This window comes from Pantoea sp. KPR_PJ (assembly GCF_041386365.1).
Taxonomy (GTDB): Bacteria; Pseudomonadota; Gammaproteobacteria; order Enterobacterales; family Enterobacteriaceae; genus Pantoea.
This window is the reverse complement of sequence record NZ_JABMIK010000003.1, coordinates 353,954-371,837: the sequence shown is the minus strand read 5'-3', so window position 1 is coordinate 371,837 and position 17,884 is coordinate 353,954. Positions and strand designations below refer to the sequence as shown.

Genomic DNA, 17,884 nt, shown 5'->3' with positions numbered 1-17,884 from the left:
GCACTGAATCAATGGCTAGTTCGACAATGAAAAAACTGCACATCAAAACCTGGGGCTGTCAGATGAACGAATACGATTCATCCAAGATGGCTGACCTGCTGAACAGTACTCATGGCTATACGCTGACTGAGGAAGCTGACGAGGCAGACGTACTGCTGCTCAACACCTGTTCCATTCGTGAGAAGGCGCAGGAGAAAGTTTTCCACCAGCTTGGCCGCTGGAAAACCCTGAAAGAGCGCAACCCTGATTTGATTATCGGTGTCGGCGGCTGCGTGGCGTCGCAGGAAGGGGACCATATTCGTCAGCGCGCCAGCTACGTTGATATCGTATTTGGCCCGCAAACCCTGCATCGCCTGCCGGAAATGATCAACAGCGTGCGCGGCAGTAAAAGCCCGATTGTCGATATCAGCTTCCCGGAAATCGAAAAGTTTGACCGCCTGCCGGAACCGCGCGCTGAAGGGCCTACCGCCTTTGTTTCTATCATGGAAGGCTGCAACAAATACTGCACCTTCTGCGTGGTGCCCTACACCCGCGGTGAAGAAGTCAGCCGCCCGTGCGACGACATCCTGCTGGAAATCGCGCAGCTGGCCGCGCAGGGCGTGCGTGAGGTCAACCTGCTGGGTCAGAACGTTAACGCCTACCGCGGCGCAACCTTTGACGGCGAGATCTGCACCTTTGCTGAGCTGCTGCGTCTGGTCGCGGCGATTGACGGCATCGACCGCATTCGCTTCACCACCAGCCATCCGATCGAATTCACCGACGATATCATCGATGTCTATCGCGACACGCCTGAGCTGGTGAGCTTCCTGCACCTGCCCGTTCAGAGCGGCGCGGATCGTATCCTGACGCTGATGAAGCGCGCGCATACTGCGCTGGAGTACAAAGCGATTATCCGCAAGCTGCGCGCTGCGCGCCCGGATATTCAGATCAGCTCCGACTTTATCATCGGCTTCCCTGGTGAAACCCAGCAGGATTTTGAGCAGACCATGAAGCTGATTGCCGATGTTAACTTCGACATGAGCTTCAGCTTTATCTACTCTGCTCGTCCGGGTACGCCAGCGGCCGATCTGCCGGATGATGTTACGGAGGAGGAGAAGAAGCAGCGTCTCTATATCCTGCAAGACCGTATCAACCAGCAGGCAATGGCCTGGAGCCGCCGTATGCTCGGCACCGTGCAGCGTATTCTGGTAGAGGGCACCTCACGTAAAAATGTGATGGAACTCTCTGGCCGCACCGAGAGCAACCGCGTGGTGAACTTCGAAGGGTCACCTGAGATGATTGGTAAGTTCGTTGACGTTGAAATCGTTGACGTTTATACCAACTCTCTGCGTGGCAAAGTGGTTCGCACCGAAGATGAAATGGGGCTGCGCATTGTTGAAAGCCCCGCGTCAGTCATTGCGCGCACGCGCAAAGAGAACGACATCGGCGTTGGCACTTTCCAGCCTTGATATTGCCTCTGAAGAGCGACAGCGCACGCTGTCGCTCTTTTCTCTCCCTGCCCTTGGTTTCTGGACGCGCTGCCCAAATATCTTTAGCTGCGCTTGCGCCCTGGCGACATGCCATAAATAATTCTTAGACATGCCGTCGTTAGCCAACCCGGCATCGGACACACATTCCAACTGGCCCTGAGTGACCCAAAGGATTCGTTTGAATATCGAAACTCGTGAAATCGCCCTTGAACCGGCTGATAACCGCCGTCTGATGAGCCTGTGCGGTCCGTTTGACGACAATGTAAAACAGCTTGAACGTCGTCTGGGTATTGAGATCAACCGTCGCGACAATCACTTCAAGCTGGTTGGCCGCGCGCTCTGTGTGAAGGCCGCAGAAGATATTCTGCGCACGCTCTATGTCGATACCGCGCCGGTGCGCGGCACCATACCCGATATTGAGCCAGAGCAGATCCACCTGGCGATCAAAGAGAGCCGTGTCCTGGAGCAGACCGCCGACAGCGTGCCCGATTATGGCAAAGCCGTGCATATTCAGACCAAGCGCGGCGTGATTAAGCCCCGCACGCCAAACCAGGCGCAATACATCGCCAATATTCTCGATCACGACATTACGTTCGGCATTGGGCCAGCGGGTACGGGTAAAACCTATCTGGCGGTCGCTGCGGCAGTCGATGCGCTGGAGCGCCAGGAAATTCGCCGTATTTTGCTGACGCGCCCGGCGGTGGAAGCGGGTGAGAAACTCGGCTTTCTGCCCGGCGACCTGAGTCAAAAGGTCGATCCTTACCTGCGTCCGCTTTACGATGCGCTGTTTGAAATGCTTGGCTTTGAGCGTGTTGAAAAGCTGATGGAGCGCAACGTCATTGAGGTGGCTCCCCTTGCCTATATGCGCGGACGCACGCTCAATGACGCCTTTATCATTCTCGATGAGAGTCAGAACACCACCATCGAACAGATGAAGATGTTCCTGACGCGTATCGGCTTTAACTCGAAAGCCGTAATCACCGGCGACGTTACGCAGATCGATCTACCGCGCAGCACCAAATCGGGCCTGCGCCATGCCATTGAAGTCCTCTCCGAGGTCGAAGAGCTCAGCTTTAATTTCTTCCAGAGCGAAGACGTAGTGCGTCACCCAGTGGTGGCACGCATTGTCACCGCCTATGAAGCCTGGGAAGAAGCCGATCAAAAACGCCGCGATAAACTGGCGGAAGAGCGTAAACGTGAAGCAATGGCAGCACAGACTGAGGCGCAGGAGAGTAAATGAGTGCGGTAATTCTTGACCTGCAGCTGGCCTGCGAAGAGACCAGCGGCCTGCCTGACGAGGCCGCTTTTCAGCGCTGGCTGGAGGCTGCGGTAACCCCTTTCCAGCCAGAAAGCGAAGTGACTGTTCGCCTGGTGGATGAGGCGGAGAGCCATGAGCTTAATCTGACTTATCGCGGCAAAGACAAACCCACGAACGTGCTGTCGTTTCCTTTTGAAGCACCGCCAGGCATTGAGCTCCCGCTGCTGGGCGACCTGATTATTTGTCGTCAGGTTGTTGAGCAAGAGGCAGACGAGCAAGGGAAAAGCGTTGAGGCGCACTGGGCTCATATGGTGGTGCACGGCACCCTGCATCTGCTTGGCTATGACCACATTGAAGACGATGAAGCTGAAGAGATGGAAGCCTTAGAGACAGAGATAATGCTTGCTCTCGGCTATCCCGATCCGTACATTTCGGAAAAAGAAGACGCCTGAGCCGCTGGCTCAGTTTATCCTGCTGTCGGCGCGGACGCTGACAGCGACCACTCCCTGAAAGAGAGATCTGTAAAAAAACGCCATGAGCGACGACCATTCTCAAAACAGCGATGCACCCAGTAGTAAAAAGGGATTTTTTTCCCTGCTTATCAACCAACTGTTTCACGGTGAACCTCAAAACCGTGATGAACTACTGGGGCTGATCCGCGACTCCGAGCAAAAAGATCTGATCGACGAAGATACCCGCGACATGCTTGAAGGGGTACTGGATATTGCCGATCAGCGCGTGCGCGACATCATGATCCCGCGCTCGCAAATGATTACCCTGAAGCGCAACCAGACGCTGGATGAGTGTCTGGATGTCATTATCGAGTCAGCGCACTCACGCTTCCCGGTGATCAGCGAAGATAAAGATCACGTTGAAGGTATTTTGATGGCAAAAGATCTGCTGCCCTTTATGAGCAGCGAATCTGAGCCGTTCAGCATGGAAAAAGTGCTGCGTCCGGCGGTGGTAGTGCCGGAGAGCAAGCGCGTTGACCGCATGCTGAAAGAGTTTCGTTCTCAGCGCTATCACATGGCCATCGTCATTGATGAGTTCGGCGGCGTCTCAGGCCTGGTCACTATCGAGGATATTCTCGAGCTGATCGTTGGTGAGATTGAAGACGAATATGATGATGAAGAAGATCGCGATATCCGTCAGCTGAACCGTCAGACCTACACGGTGCGCGCCCTGACCCCCATCGAAGATTTCAACGACATCTTCGGCACGCAGTTCAGCGATGAGGAAGTGGACACGATTGGCGGACTGGTCATGCAGGGATTTGGCCACCTCCCCGGACGGGGAGAGAGCATTGACATCGACGGGTATCATTTCAAGGTCGCTATGGCCGACAGCCGTCGAATCATCCAGGTGCATGTAAAAATTCCGGAAAATTCGCCGTTACCCCAGCTGGATGACGAATAACACTATGTCTTTTGCCTCACTTTACCCGCGCCAGCGGGTACGTTTGTTGCTGGCATTATTAACGGGTGCGCTTGGCACCCTCTCTTTCTCTCCCTATGATTTCTGGCCTGCTGCCCTGCTTTCACTGGGCGGGTTGCAGCTGCTGACGCTGGATCGTCGCAGCAGCCAGGCAACGGCCATCGGCTTTGCCTGGGGCTTTGGTTTGTTCGGCAGCGGCATTAACTGGGTCTACGTGAGCATCGCCACTTTTGGCGGTATGCCAGGTCCGGTTAACGTCTTTCTGGTGATCCTGCTGGCGGCCTACCTGTCGCTCTATCCCGCCCTGTTTGCTGGCGTGCTTAATCGCTTCTGGCCGCGCGCCACGCTCTGGCGCCTGGCACTGGCAGCGCCTGCCCTGTGGCAAATAAGTGAGTTTCTGCGCGGCTGGGTGCTGACCGGTTTTCCCTGGCTTCAGTTTGGCTACAGCCAGATTGACGGTCCGCTGAAAGGCCTGGCCCCGCTGGCGGGCGTGGAAACCCTGACGTTTATCCTGATGAGTGTGGCGGGCTTGCTGGCCTACGCTATTCACCAGCGCAGCGCCAGCAGTGCCCTCGTCGCGCTGCTACTGCTCGCCCTTCCCTGGCCGCTGCGCTATATCCACTGGACTCAACCGCAGCCAGCCCGCAGCCTTGACGTTGCGCTGGTGCAGGGCAATATCCCGCAGTCTATGAAGTGGGATCCGCAGCAGTTGATCAGCACGCTACGCGCCTATACGGGTCTGAGCCAGCCGCTAATGGGTAAAGCGCCGCTGATTATCTGGCCTGAATCGGCAATTACCGATCTTGAAAGCAATCAGCAGCCCTTTCTGCGTTCGCTGGATGGCCTGCTGCGTGAGCGCGGCAGTGCGCTGATTACCGGTATTGTTGATTCACGCCTTGAGCAGAACCGCTATCACGACTACAACTCGGTGATCGTGCTGGGCGGCAGCGAGCCTTACCGCTATCAAAGCATGAACCGCTATCAGAAAAACCATCTGGTGCCCTTTGGTGAGTTTGTCCCGCTGGAAAGTTTGCTGCGTCCGCTGGCTCCTTTCTTCGACCTGCCAATGTCGTCATTCAGCCGCGGCGACTATCTGCAACCGCAGCTGCGCGCGGCGGGCTATCGCCTGACTACGGCCATCTGCTATGAGATTGTGCTGGGCGAGCAGGTGCGCGCTAACTTTCATCCGGACACCGATTTCCTGCTGACCGTCTCCAACGATGCGTGGTTCGGCCACTCTATTGGCCCCTGGCAGCACTTCCAGATGGCGCGTATGCGTGCGCTGGAGCTGGGCCGTCCGCTGCTGCGCGGCACCAACAATGGTGTTACTGCCGTAGTGAATGCTCAGGGTGACGTCGAGAAGATCCTGCCGCAGTTTACTCGCGGCGTTCTGCTGTCCAGGGTGACCCCCACCACCGGCGCTACCCCCTATGCGCACGCGGGTCTGTGGCCGGTCTGGCTACTGACCCTGGGTGCTGCGCTGCTGGCGCTGTGGCGTCGTAAAGCCTGATGCACTGACGGGCGGCGAACTGTTTTTCGCCGCCCCCTCTCCCCCTGTTTCGTTCAGCTTTCTCCTTTCCTGCCCGATTTTCTGCTGATTCCATACGTTGGCACGCTGATTGCTTCCAGTTACCCGGTTTCCTGTAAACCCGGCGGTCTGACGTCATTACGCGAACTGGCCTGCACCGTTAAAAGGCAGTCCGACGCACCTCTGGCGCGCAACGGGCAAAATACGCCTCAATTTGGTGCGGAACACTTCGCAAAATAAGAAACTTTTTCGTTTCATAACGTTAACAATCCGCTATGTTAGTGAATATTCTTAGCGCCATGGCGCGGTGAGAAAACAAAAAAAGCAGCAGGAAATAGACACAACATCACACATCTGCGCAGTTTATATTCTGTGCAATATCTCTTGAAGGAGTTGGACCATGCAGATTCGCAAAGTGGCATTATCGCTTTTGCTGGCAGGCGTAGCAGCAGCGGGAGCAGCCCAGGCGGAAGATCTCAGCGGCACCCTGAAAAAAATCAGCGACAATGGCGTCATTGTTGTCGGGCACCGCGAGTCATCTGTTCCTTTTTCTTATTATGACAACCAGCAAAAAGTCGTGGGTTATTCACAGGCGTATTCCAACGCCATCGTTGATGCCATTAAAGCGAAGCTGAATAAGCCGGATCTCCAGATCAAGATGATCCCTATTACGTCGCAGAACCGCATCCCGCTGTTGCAGAACGGCACCTACGATTTCGAATGTGGCTCAACCACCAACAACCTTGAACGTCAGAAGCAGGCCGCCTTCTCCGATACCATTTTTGTTATCGGCACGCGCTTGCTGGTGAAAAAAGGCGGCGACATCAAAGATTTCGCCGATCTGAAAGGCAAAACGGTGGTGGTGACCTCCGGTACGACCTCCGAAGTACTGCTGCACAAGCTGAACGATGAGAAGAAAATGGAGATGCGCATTATCAGCGCCAAAGATCACGGCGACTCCTTCCGCACGCTGGAAACGGGCCGTGCCGTGGCCTTTATGATGGATGATGCGCTGCTGGCAGGTGAACGCGCCAAGGCGAAGAAGCCTGATAACTGGGAGATCGTCGGCACACCACAGTCGCAGGAAGCCTACGGCTGTATGCTGCGCAAAGATGACCCACAGTTCAAAACGCTGGTAGACGATACCATCGCGAAAGCCCAGACCTCAGGCGAAGCCGCGAAATGGTTCGACACCTGGTTTAAACAGCCGATTCCGCCGAAAAACCTGAACCTGAATTTCGATCTGTCAGCGGATATGCAGGCGCTGTTTAAGTCGCCAAACGACAAAGCACTGAACTAACAACGACAACAAGGGCAGCCCCGCTGCCCTCTCGATTGCTGAAAACCCGGCGCGGACAGACAAACTGCTCAGGTCGTTCCCCTGAAGCAGGCCATACAGACGCCGTTCATCAATCTTCAGGGTAGCTTAGCTACCCTTTTTTACCGGAGCTCGTTATGGGTATCGACTGGAACTGGGGCATCTTTCTTGAACAGGCCCCGTTCGGCAACACGACTTACCTCGGCTGGCTGTGGTCCGGATTTCAGGTGACCGTTGCGGTCTCCTGCTGCGCCTGGATTATCGCCTTCCTGGTAGGATCCTTTTTTGGCATTCTGCGTACCGTGCCTAATCGTCTGCTTTCGACGATCGGCACCTGCTACGTTGAGTTATTCCGCAATATTCCGCTGATTGTACAGTTTTTCTTCTGGTACCTGGTGGCGCCAGAACTGGTGGGCGAGAAGCTGGGCATGTGGTTTAAATCGGAGCTGGACCCTAATATCCAGTTTTTTACCGCCTCGGTAATCTGTCTCGGCCTGTTTACTGCCGCACGCGTCTGCGAGCAGGTGCGTGCCGCGATTCAGTCGCTGCCGCGCGGGCAGAAAAATGCGGGGCTGGCGATGGGCCTGACGCTGCCGCAGACCTACCGCTACGTGCTGCTGCCGAATGCATACCGCGTTATCGTGCCGCCGATGACCTCGGAAATGCTTAACCTGGTGAAGAACTCGGCCATCGCCTCAACCATCGGACTGGTGGATATGGCAGCGCAGGCTGGCAAACTGCTTGATTACTCAGCGCATGCTTACGAGTCCTTCACGGCCATTACGCTGGCCTATATTGCCATTAACCTGGTGATCATGCTGATTATGAGTCTGGTAGAGCGCAAGGTGCGTCTGCCGGGGAACCTGGGAGGCAAATGATGTACGAATTTGACTGGAGCTCTATTCCTCCCAGCCTGCCCTACCTGCTTAACGGTCTGGGGATTACGCTGAAGATTACCGTCACCGCCGTGATATTTGGCATTATCTGGGGCACCCTGCTGGCGGTGATGCGCCTCTCCACCTTTAAGCCGATCAGCTGGTTCGCCCGACTTTATGTCAACCTGTTCCGCTCGGTCCCCCTGGTGATGGTACTGCTGTGGTTCTATCTGGTGGTACCGAGCTTTTTGCAGCAGGTACTGGGACTGTCACCGAAAACGGATATTCGCCTGATTTCGGCCATGATCGCCTTCTCGCTGTTTGAAGCGGCCTACTACTCCGAGATTATTCGTGCCGGTATTCAGAGCATCTCACGCGGTCAGTCCAATGCCGCGCTGGCGCTGGGAATGACACAGTGGCAGTCAATGAAGTTGATTATTCTGCCGCAGGCGTTTCGCGCCATGGTGCCTCTGCTGCTGACGCAGGGCATCGTGCTGTTTCAGGATACCTCTCTGGTTTACGTGCTGAGCCTGGCGGACTTCTTCCGCACCGCCTCAACCATTGGTGAGCGTGACGGTACCCAGGTAGAAATGGTTCTCTTCGCCGGTCTGGTCTATTTTGCGATCAGCCTGAGCGCGTCGCTGTTGGTCAGCTATCTAAAAAGAAAAAGGACGGTTTAAATGATTAACCTGAAAAATGTTTCTAAGTGGTATGGTCACTTTCAGGTGCTGACCGACTGTACGACCGAGGTCCAGAAAGGCGAAGTCGTCGTTGTGTGCGGCCCCTCTGGCTCAGGTAAATCGACCCTGATCAAGACCGTCAACGGCCTGGAGCCGATTCAGCAGGGCAGCATTCTGGTGAACGGCACCGAGGTGAGCAACAAAAAAACTAACCTGGCGCAGCTGCGCAGCAAGGTCGGCATGGTGTTTCAGCACTTTGAGCTGTTTCCCCATCTCAGCATCGTGGATAACCTGGTGCTGGCGCAGGTGAAGGTGTTAAAGCGCGATAAAGCCGCTGCGCGTGAAAAAGGGCTAAAGCTGCTCAATCGCGTTGGCCTCTCTGCACATGCCGAGAAGTTTCCTGGTCAGCTGTCGGGCGGCCAGCAGCAGCGTGTGGCGATTGCACGCGCGCTCTGCATGGATCCTATCGCGATGTTGTTTGATGAGCCGACCTCAGCACTCGATCCCGAGATGATCAATGAAGTACTCGACGTAATGGTGGAACTGGCCAACGAAGGCATGACGATGATGGTCGTGACGCACGAGATGGGCTTCGCGCGGAAGGTTGCAAACCGCGTCATCTTTATGGATGAAGGCAAAATCATTGAAGACACGCGCAAAGATGACTTCTTTAATCATCCTCAGTCAGACCGCGCGAAGGATTTCCTGGCGAAGATTCTGCACTGATTAATGCGATGCGCACAGATAATGCCTGGCCTGGCCCACGCAAAGCGGTGGGGCGGACAGGCTGCATCAAGGCGCAAAACGTCAGACGGTTAACAGGCGCACCTCAGACGTGAGGTGCGTCTCAACGCGGGCCGTGAGGCGTAATGCACTTTTGCTGCGCTCGCGCAGTCACCGCTTTTACGGCTCAAACGGCTGCCGCTGGAACTGATCGTGACCACATTCAGGACAGCGCGTTAACGTCTCGGGCGTATAGATGGCACGCGTAAAATGACACTTCTCGCACACCAGATTGCCTAGCCCGACCACCTCTCCGCTCTGATAGACACCATGATGGTGCAGATCCTGAAACACTTCGCGCCACTCCAGCTGGCTTTTATCCGTAATGTCCGCCAGCTCTTTCCATAGACTCTCGCGGATGATGCGCATAAACAGTGAATCGTTAACGCTTTCGGGCTGGTGAACCTCCTGATAGCTGCGTGCAAACTCTGCTAAATCGCGTCGGACGGCGGTGAGCGCCTGGTCGATCTGGCCCGGCGTTGCGGACTCGCTGGCCATCAGTTCCTGACGTCGCGAGGCCACCAGTGCATCGATATCCCGATCGCCATGGCGCAGACGCTCAGTGAGCACGGCCAGAGATTCGCGATAAATGTGCGCCACTTTATTCATTTTATTCTCCTTTCTGCGCGAGTAAGTCAGCTTTAAGTTTAGCCGCTTTGTGCCGTTTGCCTTGCCGTTCAGGAAAGAGAATTGGAATAACCAGCGCAAGGCAACGTTGCGTGAGAAATCGCGGCAACAGGATGGCGAAGTGTTGTTGACCGGCAGCCATATGGGTATGCTATGCGGATCGTAAAGTAAGCTAAGCGTTATTCATTAAGGACCACAGGCTGCCATGCAAGAGCAATACCGCCCGGAAGAGATAGAATCCCGCGTCCAGCAACACTGGGACGAAAACCAAACGTTCAAAGTGACCGAAGATGAGAGCAAAGAGAAATATTACTGCCTCTCCATGCTGCCCTATCCTTCTGGCCGCCTACATATGGGCCACGTACGCAACTACACCATCGGCGATGTGATTGCCCGTTACCAGCGTATGCTTGGTAAAAATGTGCTGCAGCCGATTGGCTGGGATGCATTTGGCCTGCCCGCTGAAGGTGCTGCGGTTAAAAACAACACCGCGCCCGCGCCCTGGACCTACGACAATATCGAATACATGAAGAACCAGCTGAAATTGCTGGGCTTTGGCTATGACTGGAGCCGTGAGCTGGCCACCTGCAAACCAGAGTACTACCGCTGGGAACAGTGGTTCTTCACAAAGCTGTATGAAAAAGGGCTGGTTTATAAAAAAACCTCTGCGGTGAACTGGTGCCCAAACGATCAGACGGTGCTGGCAAACGAACAGGTTATTGACGGCTGCTGCTGGCGCTGTGATACCAAAGTTGAGCGCAAAGAGATCCCTCAGTGGTTTGTCAAAATCACCGATTATGCGGATGAACTGCTTAACGACCTCGACACGCTGGAGGACTGGCCTGAGCAGGTCAAGACCATGCAGCGTAACTGGATTGGCCGCTCTGAAGGTGTAGAGATCACTTTTGATGTCGCCGACAGCGAAGAAAAAGTAACCGTTTATACTACGCGTCCCGACACCTTCCTCGGCGCCACCTATGTTGCCGTTGCCGCAGGCCATCCGCTGGCTACGCAGGCCGCGATGGGCAATCCAGTACTGGCTGACTTTATTGCTGAATGCCGTAACACTAAAGTGGCAGAAGCCGATATGGCGACCATGGAGAAAAAGGGCATGGCCACTGGCCTGTTCGCTATTCATCCGCTGACGGGCGATAACGTGCCGGTCTGGGTCGCTAACTTCGTCCTGATGGAGTACGGCACCGGTGCGGTAATGGCGGTGCCGGCACACGACCAGCGCGACTGGGAATTTGCCACCAAATACAATCTGCCCATCCAGCCGGTTGTGCTGAACCTCGACGGCAGCGAACCGGACGTCAGCGAAGCCGCGATGACCGAGAAAGGCACGCTGTTCAACTCTGGCGAATTCAGTGGCCTGAGCCATGAAGCGGGCTTTAACGCTATCGCCGACGCGCTGGCTGCCAAAGGCGTTGGCGTCCGCAAAGTGAACTACCGCTTGCGCGACTGGGGTGTCTCCCGTCAGCGTTACTGGGGAGCCCCCATTCCGATGGTGACGCTGGAAGATGGCACCGTGATGCCTACGCCAGAAGATCAGCTGCCGGTGATCCTGCCAGAAGATGTGGTGATGGACGGCATTACCAGCCCCATCAAAGCTGATCCGGAGTGGGCGAAGACGACCGTCAACGGCCAGCCAGCGCTGCGCGAAACCGATACCTTTGACACCTTTATGGAGTCCTCCTGGTACTACGCACGTTATACCTGCGCCAACTATGATGAAGGTATGCTGGACCCGGCGGCAGCCAACTACTGGCTGCCGGTCGATCAATATGTGGGCGGTATCGAACACGCCATCATGCACCTGATGTATTTCCGCTTCTACCACAAGCTGCTGCGTGACGCGGGCCTGGTGAACTCAAACGAACCGGCGAAACGTCTGCTCTGTCAGGGTATGGTGCTGGCCGACGCATTCTACTACCTGGGCGCAAACGGCGAGCGTAACTGGGTGTCACCGGTAGACGTGACCGTTGAGCGCGACGAAAAAGGCCGCATCGTAAAAGCGACCGACACGCAGGGCCGCGAAGTGGTCTATGCGGGCATGAGTAAAATGTCGAAGTCGAAAAACAACGGCATTGACCCGCAGCTGATGGTGGAGCGTTACGGCGCAGATACGGTCCGTCTGTTTATGATGTTTGCCTCACCGGCCGAAATGACGCTGGAGTGGCAGGAATCTGGCGTTGAAGGGGCTAACCGCTTCCTGAAGCGCGTGTGGAAACTCGCCTATGAGCACACGGCAAAAGGTGCCACGGCCGCGCTGAACATTGACAGCCTCAACGATGAGCAGAAAGCGCTGCGTCGCGATCTGCACAAAACCATCGCAAAAGTTTCCGATGACATCGGCCGTCGTCAGACCTTTAACACCGCTATCGCTGCCATCATGGAGCTGATGAACAAGCTGGCGCGTGCTCCTCAGGAGAGCGAGCAGGATCGTGCGCTGATGCAGGAAGCGCTGCTGGCGGTGGTACGTATGCTCTACCCGTTCACCCCGCATGCCAGCTATGTGCTGTGGCAGGCGCTGGGCGGTGAAGGCAGCGTAGACAATGCCGTGTGGCCGGTGGCAGACGAGGCCGCAATGGTCGAAGACTCACTGCTGGTGGTGGTGCAGGTCAACGGTAAAGTACGTGGTAAAATTACCGTGGCTGCCGACGCAACGCAGGAGCAGGTTCAGGCTCGTGCAGCCCAGGAGCACCTGGTGGCGAAGTACCTTGACGGCGTCACTATCCGCAAAGTGATTTATGTACCTGGCAAACTGCTTAACCTGGTCGTAGGTTAAGTTCAGGAGGAACTGTGCGACATCTGATTATCAGGCTGTTTGTCCTGCTGGCGGTGACCCTCATCGCTGGCTGCGGTTTTCATCCACGCGGCACCACACAGGTGCCCAGTGAGCTGAAAACCCTGATTGTTAACAGCAGCGATCCTTATGGCCCACTGGCTCGCACGGTGCGCCAGCAGCTGCGTCTCAACAACGTCACCATCGTTGAAGATACGAAGCAAAATCGCACCGACATCCCGACGCTGCGCCTTGGCGCAGAAGTGCAGGGCCGTGATACCGCATCGGTGTTTATTAGCGGCACCACAGCGGAATATTCGCTGGTGATGAACGTGTCGGCACAGGTTCTGCTGCCGGGCAAAGGCATCTATCCGATTAGCACCGCGGTTTATCGTTCATTCTTCGATAACCCGAATGCGGCGCTGGCAAAAGATGCTGAGCAGGACATGATCGTGCAGGAGATGCGCCAGCGCGCCGCCGAACAGCTGGTGCGTAAACTTCTGTCCGTCCATGCTGCGCAGATGAACAGCAAAGAGACGCTGCCCGCCACAGCCAGCGACGCTGCGCTGCCTGCGGAACGCCCCTCCTCTTCCACTACTGGCCTGCAATGATCAGGATCTATCCTGAACAGCTTGGCGCGCAGCTCCGTGAGGGGCTGCGCGCTTGCTATTTGTTGGCCGGAAACGAACCGCTGCTGTTGCAGGAGAGCGCCGATGCCGTGCGCGCCGCCGCAACCGCACAAGGATTTGAAGAACACTTTAGTTTTACGCTGGATGCGCAAACTGACTGGGAGAGCCTGTTTGCCAGCTGCCAGTCGCTCAGCCTGTTTGCCCAGCGTCAGACCCTGACCCTGCTTTTCCCGGAAAACGGCCCCAGTGCGGCGATGGCTGAACAGCTGAGCAAACTGGCGGGGCTGTTGCACAGCGATATTCTGCTGGTCTGCCGTATGGCAAAGCTCACCAAAGCGCAGGAGAACAGTGCCTGGTTTAAGGCGCTTTCCGCGCATGGCGTGCTGGTACCCTGTCAGACGCCGGAACAGGCACAGCTGCCGCGCTGGGTGGCAACCCGCGCCAAAAGCATGAAGTTATCGGTAGACGATGCGGCTATCCAGCTGCTGTGCTACTGCTATGAAGGCAATCTGCTGGCGCTGGCACAGGCGCTTGAACGACTGTCGCTGCTCTGGCCGGACGGAAAGCTTACGCTGCCGCGTGTCGAAGAAGCGGTGAGTGACGCCGCACACTTTACGTCCTTCCACTGGGTGGATGCGCTGCTGGCAGGTAAAAGTAAACGTGCCCTGCATATTCTGCACCAGCTGGAAAAAGAGGATAGCGAGCCGGTGATCCTGCTGCGCACCCTGCAGCGCGATCTGATGACGCTGCTGCATTTACAGCGACATCAGGCGCAACAGCCACTGCGCACGTTAATGGATCAGCAGCGTATCTGGCAGAATCGTCGCGCACTGTTTACCGAGGCGCTAAAGCGGGTCGACGCCGCTCGTCTGCAACGCGCAGTGCACCTGCTGGCGCAAATTGAACTGACGTTAAAACAGGATTATGGACAGCGCATCTGGCCGCAGCTGGAGACGCTGTCGCTCATGCTGTGCCATCAACACTTCCCAACGAGTTTTGCCTGTGTCTGAGCTCCATGCCCTTCTCGGCGGCACCTTCGATCCGGTGCACTATGGCCACCTGCGCCCAGCCGAAGCACTGGCCCAGCAGATCGGGCTCAAGCGCGTGCTGCTGCTGCCAAATAACGTGCCGCCGCATCGTCCCCAGCCCGAAGCCAGCCCAAGGCAGCGCGTCGACATGCTGCGCTGCGCCATAAGCGATCGGCCACTGTTTGAGATTGACACCCGCGAGCTGATGCGCGAAACGCCCTCCTGGACCGTTGCCACGCTGGAGGCGCTGCGCGCCGAGCGCGGCCCGCAGCAGCCGCTGGGCTTTATTATCGGTCAGGACTCCCTGCTCTCCTTATCTGGCTGGCACCGCTGGCAGGAGCTTCTGTCGCTGTGCCATTTGCTGGTGTGCAAACGTCCGGGGTACGCGGCCGAAATGGAGTCGCCAGAGATGCAGTGCTGGCTTGAGGATCATCTTGCGGTCAGTGCGCAGCAGCTGCATCAGCAGCCCGCTGGCTTTATCTGGCTGGCCGACACGCCGCTGGTGGACATCTCCGCCACGGAAATTCGTCAGCGGCGTCACCAGAAATTGCCCTGTGACGACCTGCTGCCGCCTGCCGTGATCGACTATATCGACCGTACCGGCCTCTACCTGAAATAACCGCCATTCGGGCGTAGGATGCGCGCGAAAAGGCATGCTATACTGCGCGGCTCAATTTTTGGCTGCGGCATTCAGACCCACAGTCAGCCCGTCACCATCCACTATTAAAGGGGAACCTTTTGCAAGGCAAAGCACTCCAAGACTTCGTTATTGATAAGATTGACGATCTTAAAGGTCAGGATATCGTCGCACTCAACGTGCAGGGCAAATCCAGCATCACCGACTGCATGATTATCTGCACCGGTACCTCTACACGCCATGTCTCCTCCATTGCGGATCACGTGGTGCAGGAGTCGCGCGCGGCGGGTCTGATCCCCCTGGGCGTGGAAGGTAAAAACGCCGCAGACTGGGTGGTTGTCGATCTGGGTGATGTTATCGTTCACGTAATGCAGGAAGAGAGCCGCCAGCTGTATGAGCTGGAAAAGCTCTGGAGCTGACGGGTGAAACTGCAGCTTGTGGCCGTAGGCACGAAAATGCCCGACTGGGTACAGACCGGCTTTACCGAATATCTGCGTCGTTTTCCTAAAGATATGCCGCTGGAACTGGTGGAGGTGCCTGCTGGAAAACGCGGAAAGAACGCTGACATCAAACGCATTCTGGAAAAAGAGGGCGAAGCGATGCTGGCGGCAACAGGCAAAGGCAACCGCATTGTCACGCTCGATATACCCGGACAGCCGTGGGAAACGCCTCAGCTTGCGCAGCAGATGGAGCGCTGGAAGCTGGACGGGCGCGACGTCAGCCTGCTGATTGGCGGCCCGGAAGGCCTGGCACCGGCCTGCAAAGCGGCAGCCGAGCAGAGCTGGTCACTTTCGGCGCTGACGCTACCTCATCCGCTGGTGCGCGTGCTGGTCGCAGAGAGCCTCTATCGCGCCTGGAGCATCACCGCCAATCACCCTTATCATCGTGAATAAACGGTAAGGCTAACCCCGACATTTTAAGTAGCGGATGAAATTACAAAGCAACGCCTTTCGCGATTACACTGCCGAACAAAAACTTTTTGTCCGTCGGGCATTAATTGCTTTCGTTGGCATTCTGGTGCTCTCCAGCGTGCTGGTGATTAATCTTTACCATCTGCAAATCCTGCGCTTTGAAGATTACAGTACCCGCTCCAACGAAAACCGTATCAAGCTGGTGCCGGTGGCCCCGAGCCGCGGCATTATCTATGACCGCAACGGCACGGCGCTGGCGCTCAACCGCACCATCTATCAGGCTGAGCTGGTGCCGGAAAAAGTCGATAACCTGAAGCAAACGCTTAACGATCTGCGTCCGGTGCTGGATATCACCGATGAGGATATCGACGCCTTTGATAAAGAGCGCAAGCGCTCACGACGCTTTACCTCTATTCCGGTGAAGGTCGGTCTCAACGAGGTACAGGTGGCGCGCTTCGCCGTCAATCAGTACCGCTTTCCCGGCGTGGAAGTGAAAGGCTATCAGCGCCGCTACTATCCTTACGGCCCTACCCTGACGCACGTCGTCGGTTACGTGTCCAAAATCAACGATCGTGACGTGGCGCGCCTTGATAAAGAAGGTAAATGGCCAAACTACGCCGCAACGCATGATATCGGCAAGCTGGGCATTGAAAACTATTACGAAGATGTGCTGCACGGCATAACCGGTTATGAAGAGGTTGAGGTCAACAACCGCGGCCGCGTTATCCGTCAGCTGCACGAGCAGTCACCTCAGGCAGGGCGCGATATCTGGCTGACCATCGATCTCAAACTCCAGCAGTATATCGAAACGTTACTGACCGGCAGCCGCGCCGCCGTGGTGGTTAGCGATCCGCGCACCGGTGAGATTCTGGCGATGGTCTCCACACCCAGTTACGACCCGAATCTGTTTGTCGATGGTATTTCAGGTAAAGATTATCGCGGGTTACTTAACGACGAAAATCGTCCACTCTACAACCGCGCAATCCAGGCTTCCTATCCTCCCGCCTCGACGGTGAAGCCCTACGTGGCCGTTTCCGCGCTGAGCGCCGGCGTCATCAACCGTAATACCAGTCTGTTCGATCCGGGCTGGTGGCAGCTACCCGGCTCAGAGAAGCGCTATCGCGACTGGAAAAAGTGGGGGCACGGCCGACTGAACGTGACCCGCTCGCTGGAGGAATCTGCGGATACCTTCTTCTATCAGGTTGCGTATGACATGGGGATAGACCGCCTGTCGGAGTGGATGAATAAGTTTGGCTATGGCCACCGCACCGGCATCGATCTGCCGCAGGAGAGCGCAGGCAACATGCCAACGCGTGAGTGGAAACAGAAACGCTTTAAAAAACCCTGGTATCAGGGTGACACCATACCGGTCGGCATCGGCCAGGGCTACTGGACGGCCACGCCGTTGCAGATGAATAAGGCGCTAATGATCCTGATTAATGATGGCGTGGTAAAAGTGCCGCACCTGCTGCGTGCCACCCGTGAAGGCCGCACTATCGTGCCCTGGCGTCAGCCGCCCGGCGAGCCGATCGGTGATATCCATTCTGGCTACTGGGAAATTGCCAAAGACGGCATGTACGGCGTGGCAAATCGCCCGAACGGTACGGCGCACAAAAGCTTTGCCGATGCACCCTATAAAATCGCCGCGAAGTCCGGTACGGCACAGGTTTTTGGTCTGAAAGAGAACGAAACCTACAACGCTCACAAGATTGCCGAACGCCTGCGCGACCACAAACTGATGACCGCATTTGCGCCCTACGACAAGCCGCGCGTCGCCGTCACCATGATTCTGGAGAACGGCGGTGCGGGCCCTGCGGTAGGAACGGTAATGCGACAGATTCTCGACCACATTATGCTGGGCGACAACAATACGGCTCTGCCAGATGCAGCTCCCACGCCGCCTGGCTATGAAGGTGAATAGA

General features: G+C 56.3%; 17 protein-coding genes. 16 read left to right on the top strand and 1 reads right to left on the bottom strand.

Going from position 1 to position 17,884, the window contains the following annotated elements:
• Positions 1-26: 26 nt before the first annotated feature.
• From miaB to HP564_RS10230, 9 genes are all read left to right on the top strand, one after another.
• A complete protein-coding gene (gene miaB / locus HP564_RS10270) occupies positions 27-1,448 on the top strand; it encodes a tRNA (N6-isopentenyl adenosine(37)-C2)-methylthiotransferase MiaB (RefSeq protein ID WP_371242648.1) in 1,422 nt (473 codons plus the stop codon).
• Positions 1,449-1,647: 199 nt separating this feature from the next.
• Positions 1,648-2,709, top strand: a complete 1,062-nt coding sequence (locus tag HP564_RS10265) for a PhoH family protein (RefSeq protein WP_371242647.1) — start codon at positions 1,648-1,650, stop codon at positions 2,707-2,709.
• A complete protein-coding gene (gene ybeY, locus HP564_RS10260; protein WP_371242646.1) occupies positions 2,706-3,179 on the top strand; it encodes an rRNA maturation RNase YbeY in 474 nt (157 codons plus the stop codon). Before HP564_RS10265 ends, ybeY begins: the two co-directional genes overlap by 4 nt.
• Positions 3,180-3,261: 82 nt before the next feature.
• Complete coding sequence (corC, locus tag HP564_RS10255; protein ID WP_371242644.1) at positions 3,262-4,143, top strand: CNNM family magnesium/cobalt transport protein CorC; 882 nt, start codon at positions 3,262-3,264, stop codon at positions 4,141-4,143.
• A gap of 4 nt (positions 4,144-4,147) precedes the next feature.
• Complete coding sequence (gene lnt, locus HP564_RS10250; protein ID WP_371242643.1) at positions 4,148-5,671, top strand: apolipoprotein N-acyltransferase; 1,524 nt, start codon at positions 4,148-4,150, stop codon at positions 5,669-5,671.
• A gap of 418 nt (positions 5,672-6,089) precedes the next feature.
• Positions 6,090-6,989 carry an amino acid ABC transporter substrate-binding protein gene (locus tag HP564_RS10245; RefSeq protein ID WP_371242641.1) on the top strand — a complete coding sequence of 300 codons (900 nt, stop codon included), beginning with the start codon at positions 6,090-6,092 and terminating at the stop codon, positions 6,987-6,989.
• A gap of 155 nt (positions 6,990-7,144) precedes the next feature.
• Complete coding sequence (locus tag HP564_RS10240) at positions 7,145-7,885, top strand: amino acid ABC transporter permease (RefSeq protein WP_371242640.1); 741 nt, start codon at positions 7,145-7,147, stop codon at positions 7,883-7,885.
• Positions 7,885-8,562, top strand: a complete 678-nt coding sequence (gene gltK, locus HP564_RS10235; protein WP_371242756.1) for a glutamate/aspartate ABC transporter permease GltK — start codon at positions 7,885-7,887, stop codon at positions 8,560-8,562. Before HP564_RS10240 ends, gltK begins: the two co-directional genes overlap by 1 nt.
• Positions 8,563-9,288 carry an amino acid ABC transporter ATP-binding protein gene (locus HP564_RS10230; protein WP_371242639.1) on the top strand — a complete coding sequence of 242 codons (726 nt, stop codon included), beginning with the start codon at positions 8,563-8,565 and terminating at the stop codon, positions 9,286-9,288.
• A 177-nt stretch (positions 9,289-9,465) separates the two neighbouring features.
• Here HP564_RS10230 and HP564_RS10225 read toward each other — a convergent pair whose 3' ends face one another.
• The gene (locus tag HP564_RS10225; protein ID WP_371242638.1) at positions 9,466-9,954 is read right to left on the bottom strand and encodes a zinc ribbon-containing protein; all 489 of its coding nucleotides are present in this window, start codon (positions 9,952-9,954) and stop codon (positions 9,466-9,468) included.
• A 223-nt stretch (positions 9,955-10,177) separates the two neighbouring features.
• On the opposite strand from HP564_RS10225, the gene leuS reads away from it, so the two are divergent.
• From leuS to mrdA, 7 genes are all read left to right on the top strand, one after another.
• Positions 10,178-12,760, top strand: coding sequence for a leucine--tRNA ligase (leuS, locus tag HP564_RS10220; protein WP_371242636.1), 2,583 nt, complete (start codon positions 10,178-10,180; stop codon positions 12,758-12,760).
• Positions 12,761-12,774: 14 nt separating this feature from the next.
• Positions 12,775-13,368 (top strand): LPS assembly lipoprotein LptE, encoded by a 594-nt coding sequence (gene lptE, locus HP564_RS10215; RefSeq protein WP_371242635.1) that lies wholly within the window; start codon positions 12,775-12,777, stop codon positions 13,366-13,368.
• A complete protein-coding gene (gene holA, locus HP564_RS10210) occupies positions 13,365-14,396 on the top strand; it encodes a DNA polymerase III subunit delta (RefSeq protein WP_371242634.1) in 1,032 nt (343 codons plus the stop codon). The genes lptE and holA overlap by 4 nt, the downstream gene beginning before the upstream one ends.
• Positions 14,389-15,033 carry a nicotinate-nucleotide adenylyltransferase gene (gene nadD, locus HP564_RS10205; protein ID WP_371242632.1) on the top strand — a complete coding sequence of 215 codons (645 nt, stop codon included), beginning with the start codon at positions 14,389-14,391 and terminating at the stop codon, positions 15,031-15,033. The genes holA and nadD overlap by 8 nt, the downstream gene beginning before the upstream one ends.
• 119 nt (positions 15,034-15,152) lie before the next feature.
• Entirely contained in the window at positions 15,153-15,470 is a 318-nt protein-coding gene (rsfS, locus tag HP564_RS10200; RefSeq protein ID WP_371242630.1) for a ribosome silencing factor, read from the top strand.
• Positions 15,471-15,473: 3 nt separating this feature from the next.
• Positions 15,474-15,944 (top strand): 23S rRNA (pseudouridine(1915)-N(3))-methyltransferase RlmH, encoded by a 471-nt coding sequence (gene rlmH, locus HP564_RS10195; protein ID WP_371242628.1) that lies wholly within the window; start codon positions 15,474-15,476, stop codon positions 15,942-15,944.
• 34 nt (positions 15,945-15,978) lie between these two features.
• Positions 15,979-17,883 (top strand): peptidoglycan DD-transpeptidase MrdA, encoded by a 1,905-nt coding sequence (gene mrdA, locus HP564_RS10190; protein WP_371242626.1) that lies wholly within the window; start codon positions 15,979-15,981, stop codon positions 17,881-17,883.
• The last annotated feature ends 1 nt before the right edge of the window (position 17,884 follow it).